This window comes from Streptomyces sp. ME19-01-6 (genome assembly GCF_033793745.1).
Lineage (GTDB): Bacteria > Actinomycetota > Actinomycetes > Streptomycetales > Streptomycetaceae > Streptomyces.
Genome location: NZ_JARAXF010000037.1, coordinates 40,483 through 54,086, shown reverse-complemented (window position 1 = coordinate 54,086; position 13,604 = coordinate 40,483). Strand labels below are relative to the sequence as shown.

The following is a 13,604-nucleotide window of genomic DNA, read 5'->3' as shown; positions in this document are numbered from 1 at the left end:
TCTGCGGGGTTCGGCGGCGGCAGGGGGACGCAGGACGTCCCACGATAAAGGCCCCGGGATCACCGAATCCCGGGGCCTTTGTCGATCACCCACGTCAAGGAGATCGACCCATGCCTACGATCGCGCCCCGTACCGACCGCCGCTACTCGTCAGCGGAGCAGTTGTTTATCGACCACCAGGACGCGCTGCTCAGCTACATCACCAACCGCCTGCCCGCCACCGATTGGCGGGCAGCCGAGGATCTGGCCCGGGAGACCTGGACCGGCGCGCTCGACTCGCGTCGCGTGGATATCACCGACGCCCCGAGTGCCTTGCCGGACTGGTTGACCCGACAGGCGCGCATCGTGCTGCGCCGCTATCTCTCGCCCGTGCCTGACGGGAATGAGGTTCGCGTCGACAAGGGCCCGACCGTGCTGCCGCGGGCCGTGGCCGTGAAGAGGCTGCCGCGCATCGTGGCAGCGGGGCCTATCCCGACGCCGGCCGCCGTGTTCGGCCGCCGCCCCGCCGCGGTCGCGGCGGCCGCCTGACGCCAATCCGTACCAGCCGCCACGGCCCCCGACACCCGCCGATACAGCCGGTGTCGCGGGTCGTGGCTGCTCGTCCGAGCAGTCAAAAGACGACAACCCCGGAGCTCTGACCCTCCGGGGCTGTCTTCAACAGGCCCCTGATGAGGAGGCACCTGTGAACAGCATGATCTCATCTCTCGCCTTACACGAGGTGATTGAGGATGTGGACCGCGAGGACACCGAGCAGGGTCCGATGCGGGACGAGACGGACACCGAGCTGCGCGTGGTCATCCCGCAGCCGGGCCGCACGGGCGTGGTGGGTGCTGCCCGCGCCTGGCTCCCCGCCGCAAACGGTCCGATGCAGCAGTGCGACCGGTGCAGCGGCTGGTTCGGCGTCACCTACTGGACCTGCCCGGCCTGCATTGCCCTGGGCTACCGGGTCAGCATCCCTGTGCCCACCGCTGACTGGTGTGGGCAGGGAGACGACGACCCGATCAAGCCGCAGGACGACGACTGATCAGCAGTGAACTGGACGCCATAGCCCGTGCTGCCCAGGCCGCCGCCGCAGACGCCATCACGCGAAGGGGCCTGGCAGCCGGACACCACTGCTTGTCTGCAAGCCGTCGCCGCTGCGGCGGCCGAGGAGGTCGACGCGACGTCGCCAACACACTCGGCAATCAGCAGTGGTAGCGGGCCCACGGTGATCCCACCCCACCGGGGCGGGATCACCGTGGGCCCGCCGCCTCCTCTGGCTGCAGGACTCCAATCCTGCAGCCAGAGGAGCCGGAATCCGACTCCACAACACACAAGCGGCGCCCAGGGCTAGGCCCCCTGGACGCCGCGCACAGGCACATCACTGACGAGAGGCAACCTGTGAATCACACCATCGCACGCCTGGCCGTCGTAGCCCAGGACCACGACCGAGCCGACCGCCCCCAGGGCCAGCAGACACCGCCCCCGCCCCCGACGGCGAAGGAGCACCCCGAGTTGCCCATCCGGCTTCCCGGAGCCTCCCTGTGATTTGCGTCGACAAGTCCGTCGACCAGGACGGCCGGTGATCGTTATCCCGTCCGGCATACGTGCCGCCCGTGCCGCGCAGTACCGCGCCGCGCGGGCGGTCGCGACCTGTGGACTGGCTCATCCGCTCACCTGCACTTTGCTCGCGGCCGCCTCATTGGCGGCCGCGCTCGCCTGGGACGCCGGCCACCCCGTGCACGCCATCCACCCGACCCCGGAACGCGTTCGCCGTGGTCGGCGTCCCGAACACGGCCTCGGGCCGTGACTGCAGTCCTGCACTGCCTGTCGCCGCCGTCGCACGACGGCGACGACAGGGGGTCAGCAGGACGTCCCCACGATGAAGGCCCCGGGATCGCACCCCGGGGCCTTCGCCGGTCGCTCACCCATCCACCCATCGACGGAAGAGAGGACCACGACCTTGCACACCATCATGACACCTCCCCCAACTCTTGAAGCACACCCGGGCCACAGTGACCCGAGCACGAGGGAGGCGCTGCGCCGGGCCCGGCTGGACCGCCAGGAGCGGCCGCAACTCCCGCCCGTGCGCGGGCTGTTCCCGCGTCACCGCGCCCGCGGGTTCGTCGCCCAGATGGCGGCCTCGGATGACGCTCTCAGCGCCGTTCGGAAGCTGACCGCCACGGTGCCGGTGCAGTACGGGGCCGACAGCGCGACCGCCGAGGCCGCCGAGCTCGTCGTCTCCGAGCTGATCAGCAATGCGGTGAAGGCCTGCGGCGACGGCACGCTGCTGTTTGTAGAGGTACACGTCACCGACGCCAGCATCACGGTCGCCGTGCACGACTCCCGCGGCGATCTGCCGCTGGACCGTAGCGAGGCGGCGATGGACAGCGCCGAGGCGGAGTCCGGGCGTGGTCTCTACCTGCTGGACGTGCTCGCGCCCGGCTGGACCGTCGCGCCCTCGCCGATCGGCAAGCAGGTCCGTTGCCAGGTGCGCGCGCTCGCGGCTGCGTAGCGAATCTCCTCGAGGAGCGGGCGCGCGGGAGGTCAGCCCTTCACATGGGCCGAGATCACCGCGCGCCCGCTCCTCATCTCCTGCCACCCGGTCCCGGGTCGGCATCCGATCTTCACCACACGACACGACGGAGGACGTCATGGACTGGCGACACAACGCCGTATGCCGCGAGGAAGACCCCGAGCTGTTCTTCCCCATCGGCAACACCGGCCCGGCCCTGCTGCAGATCGAGGAAGCCAAAGCGGTCTGCCGCCGCTGCCCGGTGATGGAGCAGTGCCTGCAGTGGGCGCTGGAGTCCGGCCAGGAATCCGGCGTCTGGGGCGGCCTGAGCGAGGACGAGCGCCGCGCCATGAAGCGCCGCGCCGCCCGTCGGCGCGCTCGCAACGCTGCGGCCTGACCGCTCTGACGGCTGCCTGATCCGCCCGCACCGACCGCCCACCTCGTGGCGGCCGGGTCGGGCGGTGACGGGGAGCCGGACAGTCCGGACCCAACGACCCTGAGATGAGGCGCGCATGCCCAAGACGACGACCACCCCCACTGCCGTGTTCACCGATGCCACGCTGCACAGGGCGCAGGAGATCACCGCCGACTCCTACCTGCCGGTGTGGATCGGCCCGTCCGGCGAGGAGTCCTCCGGCGAGGCCGTGGCCCGCCACCTGGAGGCCACCATCGCCCTGCTCGACAAGGACGGCTGGATCCGCGTCCACAGCTACAACCGGGACTGGTCGAGCGGCACGGACCTCGCCGACGACGACTCCATGACAGTCAAGGCGATGGTCCGGGCGCTGCTGCGGTTCGTCCGCGACGAGAGCGACAACGATCCGCGGTGGACCCTGTCCACCGCGCTGCGCCACGTCGGCGAGGACGGCGAGCACGGCGACACGGACACCGCCTCCGTGGCCAGCTACGTCCTGGACCGGCTGATCCAGGCCCACACCGGATCGGACTCCGCCCGCGCAACGCCGTGGTCGGAGCGGCAGCACCGCACCCAGGCGGACATCACCACTCTGCTGACCGCGGGCGCCCGGTTCGCCCGCACCTACGGGCCCAGCCAGGAAGCGGCGGCTGCCTGACCCCAGGCACTGACCGCACCAGCACAAGGGCCCTCCGAGTCCCCGGCATTTGAGCTGCCGGGGCCCCGGAGGGCCTGGTCACGACCCTACCGACCCGACGCCGACCGCGGTGACCTCTTGCACGGAGGCGCCGGAAGTAAGAGAGGACAACACCGTGGCCCCCAAGACCGCCACCCGCCGCAGGCGCCAGAACGCCGCGGCCGCGAAGCCCCGCGCCAACGGGCGCACCAAGGCACAGGCGCCGGCCACCGTTCCCGCGCAGGCCGCCGCCCCCGAGGACACCGCGCCGCTGGTGTTCGAGGAGGCCGACCCGGTCGTGGCCGACGCCGCGGACCACGCCGCCGACCTTCGGGACCTGGCCGCCGACGACGTCGCGCGGATCCTCGCCGACGCGGAGAGCGCGCGCACCGAGCTGCTGGACGGCGCGCGCACCGAGGCGACCTCGATCACCGAGGCTGCCACCGCGGAGCAGTCCCGCCTCCTGGCCGTCGCCGCGACGGACGCCGAACGGGTCCGCACGGAGGCCGCCACCACGGCGGCCGCCGACGCGGAGCAGGTCCGCGCCGCCGCCGAAACGACGGCGGAGCAGCTGCTCACCGACGCACGCGCGGAGGCCGACACCGTCACGACGAAGGCGTCCGGCGCGGCTGACCAGGTCCGCTCCGCCGCCGAAGCGACGGCGGAGCAGCTGCTCGCCGACGCCCGCCGACAGGCGGACGAGGTCGCCACCACGGCGGCCGCGCAGGCGGAGCAGATCCGCACGGAGGCCGCTCAGGCCGCCGCGAAGGCCCTCGCCGACGGGGAGAGCGCGTGCACCGAACTGCTCACGGCGGCGGAGCGCACCGCGGCACAGACCCGCACCCGTGCCACCACCGACGCCGAACAGCTCCTGGAGCGGGCGCGAGGCGAGGCCGACGGGCTGCGCGAGAGTGCGGTCGCCCAGGCCGCGCAGGTGCGCACCGAAGGGGAGAAGGCGGCCGCCGAGCTGCGTGAGGACGCCGCCCGCGAGCGGGAGGCGTCCCGCGCGGATGCGGCTCGTACGCGCGCGCTCGCCAAGGAGGACATGGGCCGGCTGCGGGCGACGGCGGCCGAGGACGCCGAGCGGCTGACCCGCACCGCCCGCGAGGAGGCCGACCGAATCCTGGCCGCGGCCCGGACCAAACGGGACGCGGAGCTCAAGGAAGCCGAGCAGGCCCTGGCGCAGGCCCGGCTGCGGGAAGCGGACGCGGACGTCACGTTGAAGGCCGCCGACGACATGGTGGCCGAAGCCGCCGCCCGGATGAAGCGCGCCACCGACCGTACCGAGCAGGCACTGGAGCGCAAGCGCCTCAAGCTCCAGGCCAAAGGGGAGCGCAGGGACGCGAAGGAGGCCCGCAGGGCCAAGGCCCGTGAGCTGCGGGCCGCGTCCCGCGCCGGGAAGCCGTCCGTGACCGACCGCGTGAAGCAATTCGTGAAGGTCAACGCGGAACGCCTGATGGTGATCGGTCCGATCATCGCCCCGATGGCCGTGGCGTGGACGGGCCAGGCCGGGTTCGCCGAGGACATCCTCGGCTGGGTCGTCCCGTTCACGATCCTGTTCGCCGCCGCCTGGGAGCTGTCGACGGCGTTCGTGGGCTGGATGTACCACCAGGCCCGCCAGAGCGGCGACGCCGGAACCCTCTACCGGGTCTCCACCTGGATCTTCGCCCTCGGGGCGGCGGTCATGAACTTCTGGCACGCCTCCGGGCAGCCTGTGGCCGGGAGCCGGGTCTGGGACGCGAAGGAGGAGATCTGGACGGAGCAGATCACCTACTGGCACTTCACCCCGAAGGCGGTGGCGTTCGCCGCCATGAGCATCGTGGGCATGGTGCTGTGGGAGCTGTATGCCTCGCTGATCCACCGCCGCAAGCTCCGTGAGGACGGCAAGGTCGCCAAGGCGCGGCCCTCCATCGGGGCGGTCCGCTGGCTGCGCTACCCGGTCCACAGCTTCACCGCCTGGTCCCTCGCGATCACCGACTCGCGCCTGACCACACTGGACCGGGCCTGGACCGCAGCCGGTGCACAGCTCGCGGACCGCAAGGCGGTCCGGACCGGCCTGGCCCTGCACCGGGTCGTCGTCCCCCGCGTCGGGGCCGACGATCACGGACCGGCCGCCATCCCCACCGTCCTCACCTTGACCCGCACGGACCGGCACGGACCGCTGGAAAGCCCCGCTCCGGTCCGCCCGGTCCAGCACGGCGGGTACGCGGTCCGGTCCGGTCCGGCCGACCGGAAGGCGGTCCACGGTCCGGTCCGGACCGCAGGAGCCACGGACCGGACCGGCGGACCGGCGCTCGCCCTGGAGGCCGGTCCGGCCGGACCGCAGAGCGCTGACCTGCCGACCGGGCCCGGTCCGGACCGTGGACCTCGGACCGTGGCTGCCACCCAGAGCGCGGCGGCCACACGCGGGGTGACGGTCCGGACCACCGGCGCCGCTCCCGGACCCCAGGATGTGGACCGCACTGGACCGGCCGACCAGGAGGCACCGGTCAGCGCAAACGGTCCGGACCGGGGCGAGGCAGGCGGTCCGGGCCGCACGGTCATCACGCTCACGGACCTGGAGCGGACCGCGCTGGACCGGCTCCGGACCGCGAACGAGCCTCTGAACCGGACCAACATCGCCAAGGCGGTCCGGACCGAGGGCGGCTCCATCGCCACAGACCGCGCCGGACAGATCGCCGTCGCCCTCAAGCAGCACACGGTCCGCTGACCGGACCGCCCGCACGACGCCCTGCCGCTCATAGTCGCCACCGGACCGCGCTCGCCCACCGAGCGCGGTCCGGTGACGGCCACGGCCGGCAGGCCGCTCGTCCGCACCCCCGCCCCGAGCGGAGACAGCGGGCCAGGCACGAACCGAGTACCACCCGCCCCGCGCAACAGCCTCGGGGACCCCGGATTCCCTTCCCTCCTCAACCCCGAGACCTGGAGGTCTTCTCACATGAACAGCAACGACCCGACCCCCGCGCCTCTGCGCGATGTGGCGCAGAGCCCCGAGGCGACCGCCCGCTACCTGGCCAATATCCAGCGGACCCTCCTGGACATCGGCAAGAACCTGGAGACGTTCGCGATCGAGACGCGCTTGCACTGCCGGGGCACGCACCTGGACGGCGACCGCCGGTACCACGCCCGGCTGCGCGCCCTGCCCGTGGAAAAGGCCCTCAAGGACGCACTCAAGCACCTCAACGGCCTGACCGAGGGGCTGGAAAAGAGCGCCTATAAGCGCAACGCCTTCGCCGACAAGGTGAAGAAGCTGCCCGGAAAGCGCCGAGAAAGGGAGCTGGAGAGGCAGCAGAAGAAGAACCCGCAGCTCCAGGCCGCCCCGGAAACCCCGCAGCAGCAGGGCACGGAGGGTGAGAATCCGGGCTATAATGGTCCTACGTCGATTCGGGACCTGCGCAGGGAGTCGGCGTGACGCGCCCCCTCACCAGCGTCGAACGCTCCGCGGAAAATAAGCGGACCTGGCGGGAAGAGGAAGAGCACAAAGCCCGCGAATCTCGCGGCGAGCAGGGCCACATGGAATTTTGGCTCCGCGACACTCGCGCTGGAATTGCTAAGGAAGTCAGGGCCGGGCGCGTCGATGTCTATCGCGCATTCGGGCTCGTGTGCCGCCTGTTCAAGGCGGCGATGGAGAGGCGAGCTGAGGGAGACAAGCGCCTCTGGGAGGACCTTCTGCGGTACGCCGAGCAGGTCCTGCAGCAGACCTCCCCGCGTAACTGAACGTCACCAGCGAGGCCCCGCCGGAGTCCGGCGGGGCCTCGCGCGTGTAACGCGTGCACACGTGCCCGTGCACGCGTGCACGCGAGGCTCACTATCTGTCAAGTACCTGGAAGGAGGTGCACCGTGTCCGACGAAAACGATGGCGGGACCCTGGTCCGCGGCCCCTGGAGCGGTGATTCCTCATACGTCCCGCCGCCGATGGCGTCCTACTCCGACACCATTCCCCCGCCGGAGGACACCCCTGAGACGCCACCGGAGTCGCCGGAAGAGACGACAATGGAATTGCCGCCGATTCCCTCTGCTCCGGACCCGGCGGCAGCACTCCGGTCGGAAGGAACTCCAGAACAAGAATCGGACGAGGAATGTGATGATGACGCGGAAGGCGAATATGTTCAGCCGCGTTCTCTCGCTGACCGACTCGGAGACTGGATCGATTACCGGATTGCTGTGGGTAAGGCTCGTCTCGAGGCTGAAATTCCGCTCCGTGAAGCGGAAATCGCCCAGAAGGTCGCACAGCTCGAAAAAAGCACGGAACACGACCTGGCCCTGAAAGAGCAGCGCAACAAGCTCCACCAGGCCCGTGTGAAGGCGCAGGCCGACCGGGCAGCAGCCAGGGGGAAAAGTGATTCCGCGGCTGCGAAATCAGGGAATTCCTCGGCCTCCGGGATGGGTGCGGACAAGGGCCGCGGCAAGCCGTCACCGTCCGGCTCCGGGGCGTCCGGCCGCGGCGCCGGCGGCCGGGGAACCGGTCCGAACGGCTCCGGCGGCAACGGGCGCGGCAAGGACTCCGGCCGTAACCCTGGGGGCGTCAACTCCCCCAAGGGCGGCGGGAAGGGGCCTGGACGTTCCCCTGACGGCCGGAACGGGGCTTCCGGGGGAAAGGGGCCCGGTGGCGGTTCCAAGGGCCACCAGAATGGCTCTCACGGCTCCGGCTCCGGTAAGGGTGGCAAGGGCGGATCGAAGGGAACCAGCGGCTCCAGCGACACATCGGCCTCGAACGCCTCCCCGGCGCCGGAGCGCGGACGCGGCCGTCAGGAACGGGCCGCCAACCGCCAGGCCGCGCGTCTGGAACGACGCGGCGCCAGCCACGCTGCCGGCCTCGCTGACCGAACCAAGGACCGCGACCAGGCCCGTGCTCAGAAACTCGCCAAGTCGGAGGACCGCCGCGAGGCCAAGACCGAGCGCGACGCCGAAAAGAAGGCGAAGAAGGCCGAACGCGACGCGAAGAGAGCCGAGCGCAAGGCCGCCAGGCGGGCGGCGAAAGAAGCCGCAGCCGCCGCCGGTACGGACCGCACCACCCTGGGCGCGGCCCTGGCCGAGGAGGTGCAGCGGCGCTGGGACAAACGCCGCGAGGCCGAGAAGGCCCGAGAAGACGGCGAGGAAAAGAGCTCCGGGAAGACGCCGGAGGACAAGCCTGAAACCGGGGACAAGGACACGAAGGACCGCGAGGACGGCAAGGACACCGGCACCGAAGACGCGGACAAGCCGAAGGCGGACGAGTCGAAGGAAGCCGCCGAGGGGGCCGCTGACGAGTCGAAAGACGACCCCAAGACCAGCGAGCCGGACACAGACCCCAAAGCCGCCGAAGAGCCCCCTGAAGGCACCGGCAAGGGCAAGCCGAAGGACGCCCCCGAGCCGGACGCCGGCACACCCAAAGACGGCCCGGAAGGCCGAAAGGAGGACGAAGAAGAGGACGAAGACGAGGACCCGTGGTGGTGGCGGTACGACCCACTGCACCGTCTCTGGGAGCGGCAGCGGGAGCGAGAGCGGAGGAGGGCGAGGCGGGAAGCGAAGGCGGAGGAACCGACCGGACCGGTGTGGTCGGACGACGTCGGCATGCCCTTTGAATGGCCCGGCCACGAGACCCAGAAGACGCCGCCGCGCGCCGAGGACGACACCGACTACCCGGACGCCGAGATCGTGGATCCGCGGGCCCTGCCGCGAGCCCCTGAGCCGCACACCGAGCGGCCCGGCACCACCCGACCCACCGCGCAGGAGAGCACCGTGACAACACCCGCCGGCCGCCCCGAAGCGACGGGCCCTGTGGCCCCGCAGCCTCAGACCGACACCGCCAGCCAGAGGCCTGCGCCGGGTGGGCACGGTCAGTCGAAGATGGCTGCCCAGCACCGGGCTGCCATCACCACCTTCGAGTTCAAGGAGGACATGAAGGAGATCTTCATCCGGGCCCTCCACGACCGGACCGTCGCGGGGAAGCTGGCCGAAGCCCTGATCAAGATCGCCCGTGACCTGCGCGTGCTGTCCGCTGAACTCGCCGCCGACGACAACATCGTCGATGAAGTGACCGATGACGTCGCCAACATGGCTGCCGATGCCGCCGATATGGCTGTCGTGGCAGCTGCTTTCGCGCAGGGCTGCAAGACGGCCGCCGACTACTCGCACACCGCTCACGAGTGGGTCGAAAAGCACTACGGCGAAGACGAAAACGCCATGAAGGCGACAGGGCTTGCCATGGCCTCGGCCGCGAGCCACCACTGAGGAGGAACACTCATGGGCGAGATCGAACCCGCCAAGAAGAACACCCCGGAACCAGCTGGTGGCACCAGCAAGTACGACCGGCTCCAGCAGCGGCTGAAGGGCTTCGCTGCGGACATGGAGCAGTCCAAAATCCTCCTCGAACAGCTGGCCAAGCGCATCGACGCGAACGCCACCCATGCGAAGGGCGTCGCCTCCCGGGCAGCTGCCACCGAATTCGACGAGAAGCCGGTCGGACTGGCATCCGCCGTCTCCGTCGCCCTGGGCGGCACGGGAGTGGACGCGAAGAAGCTCACCCAGATGGCCGCCAAGCTGGCCGGCAAGGCCGACGCCACTCAGCGGACACATCAGCGACTGTACGAGCCGCTGCACAAGGTGCGCTCACAGCGCCGAGAACGCACCCCGAAACCCGGCGCATTCAACCGGCACAGCTAGCAGGACCACGACCGAGGGCGGCCCGGGATCCCGGGCCGCCCTCCCTGTTTTGCTCACCATTTTTCAGGAGGTCACCCCGTGTCCGTTATCGCCTGGCGCACTCCGCGCAGCGTCGTCCTCGAGCGCTGGGGGTACGTCGCGGCCGCCCCCGTGCTGGTCGTAGCGCCCAATGCGTCATCTGACGGCACGGTCAACGGCCTCATCCTGACCGCAGGAGCCGCCGCTACAGCCTGGGCCGCCAAGCTGGTCTTCAGCGCCGGGCACGACATCGGCCGGGCCCTGGTCCGGCTATCTCCGCTGGTATCGGCCCTGGCCATCGACATCGCCGCCATGGAGACCACCGGCTGGGGCTGGGACGCCCTCATGGCCGGCGGATGGACCATGCTCGGATGCCTGCTCTCCCCACTGTCCAAGACATCCCGCCGCGGGCGGCCGGCCCGCGTCGCGATCCCGCAACTGGTGGCTGCCACCCCGCGCGAGACACCACCCCAGCCGGTCACAGACCAGGCGGACAACTTCCTCCAAGACGTGCGGCACCTATGGGCACGCGCAGGCATGCCGGGCCGGACCATCGTCGTCCACGCCCATCGTCACGAAGGCATGCCGCACGACTTCACCATGATGCTGCGCGCCTCCGAAGAGGGACGGCCCATCACCGGCCTGAACGAGGTCGACGTGGCCGCCGCCTTCGAGGTCGAGCCGGAAGAAGTGGAGATCCTGCCCGTCAAGCGCACACCGGGCCGCCCGTCCGGTCCCGGATGGACGGAAGTCCACATCACACCGGACGCCGCCGCCCGCCCGCGCAAGGAGATGACCGACGCCCAGTGGTGGGACCTCAAAGTCGGCCACGCCAAGGGCCCCGTCCCGGGCACCAAGTTCGTCAGAAAGGGCCGCGACCGGGAACGAGGCTTCACCTACTGGATCGCGCGCACCACCGACGGCGGCGAGCCGATGTGGAGCACTCCCGGCATGTGCGCCGCCCTCAGCGTCAAGCCCGAGGACAACCTGGTGCAGTTCTTCGACGACGGCGACCAGGTCATGGTGCAGGTATGGGACGTCTCCCCCCTCTCCAAGATCTACCCGGCCACCCGGGAACTGCTGACCCCGGGCCCCGACGGCCGGTACGTCATCGGCTTCCTGGAAAACGGCCAGCCCGCACGCAACCGCGTCTACACCCCACGCGGCGCCGCGCACGACATGTACATCGCCCCATCAGGAGGCGGCAAGACAGAGCTGATCGGAGCGGCGGCCGCTGCCTACGCGAACTGGGGCGCGATCGTCATGGTCGCCGCCGAGTCCCCCGACGGGAAAACACGGCGCCTGGCCGAACACGTCTCCCGCCTCGGATACGGGGCACTGTTCATGGTCCGCCTACTGCGGGCCCTCATCGCGCTGATGGACATCCGCGGCGAGATGCAGTGGGCCGACGGCGGCTACCACGACTGGAGCCCCGACGCCGAGGGCTGCCCGTACCTGCCGCTGAAGGCCCTGCTGGACGAGTACCTGACCGCGACACGGCACCCCCTCTACGGGGCGGAGATCACCAACCTCGCCGAGCAGGCCACAGTCAAGGGCCGCAAGTACGCCATCGGCCTCGGCCCCGGCGCCCAGTCCGCCGAAGTACAGGACGGCTTCACCCGCTTGATGGCGGAGAACATCCGGGAAAACTCCATCCCGGTGCTGCTGCGCACGCCTCCCGGCCGGCTCGTCGAAGAGTTCAAGGCTCTCGGGTTCCCGAGGGACAAGATCCCCGAGCCGCTGCCGCGCACGTTCACTGCCACGAAGTCGACCGGCCGTTTCGACCGCATCATGAAGGGCGAGGCGGAGCCGCCGGCAGACCCGAACACCGGTGGCGTCGGCTGGATCATCGAAGGCAACGAGGCGCCCCGCCTGCGCACCCTCCAGGTGTTCGTGCCCGGCATGGGGATCGACCACCTGTTTCCTGACCTGGTCGCCCACCTCACCGACCACGAAATCCGTGAGCTGGAAAAGCGTGGCGTGTGGTTCGACTGGACCCTGCCTCCTCAGCCCGGCGAGTTCGGCGATGACGAGGACGAGGACGAGGACGAGGGAGCAACACGGGCCAGCGGAAAGGGAAAGCGCGGCAAGAAGTCCCGCCGACGCGGCGCCGCCAGCACAGCCGGATCCGCGGCGCTCGCCGAAGCCGGACGGATGATGGATTCCTTCCTCGAGGACTAGCCACCACAACCAGGCCCCCGGAGACCACCCCTCCGGGGGCACACCCCGTCAGAACTGACCCGCACCACCTCAGTGCCAACCCAGCCCGGTTGGCCTCACTACGGCCGAACTGGCAGCCCTTTCCGGGACCCAGCGCGCCGAGCTCCTGCGCGCCGCCGCAGCCGTCAACGCGGAGCTGACTCGCCAGGTCCGGTACCTCACTGTCGCGGTACCGGATCTGGGCGGCATGGCGTGGGGCACCGTCGCGTCACTCCTCACCGGCACCCCGCACGCCCGAAGCACTGCGCGCAGCACCTACGACGCCGGCCTTTGCCAGATGAGCCGCCAGCCTGACCAGGAGAAAGGTAAGGAATCATGAACGAGACCCGCTACACCGCTGACGCCGTGGCCCTCGACCCGGACTGCTACGCCCCGGTCGACCACCCCGGCCTGACCGTGCCCGAGGATCGGCGCTGCTGGTCGGTGAGCTGGCCGGGGTACGCGCCGGTGGAGATCACGCCGCCCGAGCTGCGACCGGCGGCGTTGACCCGGCACGTGCCCAACTGGGTGGTCGACCGCGCCGCCACGGCGGACCTGGTGCTCGACTGGGAACAGCGCCAAGCGGACGCCCTGATCAGCTTCGACCTCGATGCACGGGGCTGGCCGCTCCACCCGCACGGTCGCACCGGGCGCACCGGGCGCAACCTCGGCAAGTGGGGCGAGAACCAAGCCGCCGACCCAATCGTGGTCGCCGGGACCAGTGAGCAGCGGTGGGTGCTGCTGATCACCCGCGACGACATCGAGGAGGAAGCCATCCCGGGCGGCATGGCCGATCCGGGCGAGACAGCGCCAGCCACGCTGCGGCGCGAGCTGCGCGAGGAAACCGGCGTCGATCTCGCCGACCAGCAGCCCGTCATCCTCGGCCGCCAGGTCGTCGACGACTGGCGCAACACGGATCACGCGTGGGTCGCGTCCACCAGCGCGCTCTACCTGCTGCCCGCCACGGTGGCCGCCATCGCCGACGACGACGCACTCGACGCCACGTGGTACCCGTTCGGCTCCCTCGACCAGCTCGATGCGGCGGTCACCGAGGCCGGGCGCACCCTCTACGCCGCGCACCGCCCACTGCTACAGCGTGCCCTCGAATACCTCAACCAGCAGTCATGACAGTGGGTTGAGAAACAGCTCCTCAAGGCC

Annotated in this window: 14 protein-coding genes; all 14 read left to right on the top strand. The window is 70.5% G+C overall.

Annotated features, from left to right (window positions below):
• Positions 1-110 precede the first annotated feature (110 nt).
• Entirely contained in the window at positions 111-527 is a 417-nt protein-coding gene (locus PV419_RS44625; RefSeq protein ID WP_319698951.1) for a hypothetical protein, read from the top strand.
• A 154-nt stretch (positions 528-681) separates the two neighbouring features.
• Positions 682-1,023: a hypothetical protein gene (locus tag PV419_RS44620; RefSeq protein WP_319698950.1), complete on the top strand. Its 342-nt coding sequence runs from the start codon at positions 682-684 to the stop codon at positions 1,021-1,023.
• 356 nt (positions 1,024-1,379) lie between these two features.
• Positions 1,380-1,526, top strand: a complete 147-nt coding sequence (locus tag PV419_RS44615) for a hypothetical protein (protein ID WP_319698949.1) — start codon at positions 1,380-1,382, stop codon at positions 1,524-1,526.
• 34 nt (positions 1,527-1,560) lie between these two features.
• Complete coding sequence (locus tag PV419_RS44610) at positions 1,561-1,788, top strand: hypothetical protein (protein ID WP_319698947.1); 228 nt, start codon at positions 1,561-1,563, stop codon at positions 1,786-1,788.
• Between the two features lie 165 nt (positions 1,789-1,953).
• Complete coding sequence (locus PV419_RS44605; RefSeq protein WP_319698945.1) at positions 1,954-2,493, top strand: ATP-binding protein; 540 nt, start codon at positions 1,954-1,956, stop codon at positions 2,491-2,493.
• Between the two features lie 139 nt (positions 2,494-2,632).
• Complete coding sequence (locus PV419_RS44600) at positions 2,633-2,890, top strand: WhiB family transcriptional regulator (protein WP_319698943.1); 258 nt, start codon at positions 2,633-2,635, stop codon at positions 2,888-2,890.
• A 115-nt stretch (positions 2,891-3,005) separates the two neighbouring features.
• Entirely contained in the window at positions 3,006-3,566 is a 561-nt protein-coding gene (locus PV419_RS44595) for a hypothetical protein (protein ID WP_319698941.1), read from the top strand.
• 154 nt (positions 3,567-3,720) lie between these two features.
• Positions 3,721-6,294: a hypothetical protein gene (locus tag PV419_RS44590; RefSeq protein WP_319698940.1), complete on the top strand. Its 2,574-nt coding sequence runs from the start codon at positions 3,721-3,723 to the stop codon at positions 6,292-6,294.
• Between the two features lie 228 nt (positions 6,295-6,522).
• Complete coding sequence (locus PV419_RS44585; protein WP_319698938.1) at positions 6,523-6,996, top strand: hypothetical protein; 474 nt, start codon at positions 6,523-6,525, stop codon at positions 6,994-6,996.
• The gene (locus tag PV419_RS44580; protein WP_319698936.1) at positions 6,993-7,301 is read left to right on the top strand and encodes a hypothetical protein; all 309 of its coding nucleotides are present in this window, start codon (positions 6,993-6,995) and stop codon (positions 7,299-7,301) included. The genes PV419_RS44585 and PV419_RS44580 overlap by 4 nt, the downstream gene beginning before the upstream one ends.
• A 123-nt stretch (positions 7,302-7,424) precedes the next feature.
• Positions 7,425-9,797, top strand: a complete 2,373-nt coding sequence (locus PV419_RS44575; RefSeq protein ID WP_319698934.1) for an ATP/GTP-binding protein — start codon at positions 7,425-7,427, stop codon at positions 9,795-9,797.
• 12 nt (positions 9,798-9,809) lie between these two features.
• Complete coding sequence (locus tag PV419_RS44570; protein WP_319698933.1) at positions 9,810-10,229, top strand: conjugal transfer protein TraB; 420 nt, start codon at positions 9,810-9,812, stop codon at positions 10,227-10,229.
• A gap of 78 nt (positions 10,230-10,307) precedes the next feature.
• Positions 10,308-12,428 (top strand): chromosome segregation protein ParM, encoded by a 2,121-nt coding sequence (locus PV419_RS44565; RefSeq protein WP_319698932.1) that lies wholly within the window; start codon positions 10,308-10,310, stop codon positions 12,426-12,428.
• A 354-nt stretch (positions 12,429-12,782) separates the two neighbouring features.
• Positions 12,783-13,574, top strand: a complete 792-nt coding sequence (locus tag PV419_RS44560) for an NUDIX domain-containing protein (protein WP_319698931.1) — start codon at positions 12,783-12,785, stop codon at positions 13,572-13,574.
• The last annotated feature ends 30 nt before the right edge of the window (positions 13,575-13,604 follow it).

Excerpts from the sequence above, each read along its gene's own strand:
- PV419_RS44585 (WP_319698938.1), top strand. The coding sequence starts at position 6,523 with ATGAACAGCAACGACCCGACCCCCGCGCCTCTGCGCGATGTGGCGCAG.
- PV419_RS44625 (WP_319698951.1), top strand. The coding sequence starts at position 111 with ATGCCTACGATCGCGCCCCGTACCGACCGCCGCTACTCGTCAGCGGAG.
- PV419_RS44570 (WP_319698933.1), top strand. The coding sequence starts at position 9,810 with ATGGGCGAGATCGAACCCGCCAAGAAGAACACCCCGGAACCAGCTGGT.
- PV419_RS44560 (WP_319698931.1), top strand. The coding sequence starts at position 12,783 with ATGAACGAGACCCGCTACACCGCTGACGCCGTGGCCCTCGACCCGGAC.
- PV419_RS44595 (WP_319698941.1), top strand. The coding sequence starts at position 3,006 with ATGCCCAAGACGACGACCACCCCCACTGCCGTGTTCACCGATGCCACG.
- PV419_RS44600 (WP_319698943.1), top strand. The coding sequence starts at position 2,633 with ATGGACTGGCGACACAACGCCGTATGCCGCGAGGAAGACCCCGAGCTG.
- PV419_RS44605 (WP_319698945.1), top strand. The coding sequence starts at position 1,954 with ATGACACCTCCCCCAACTCTTGAAGCACACCCGGGCCACAGTGACCCG.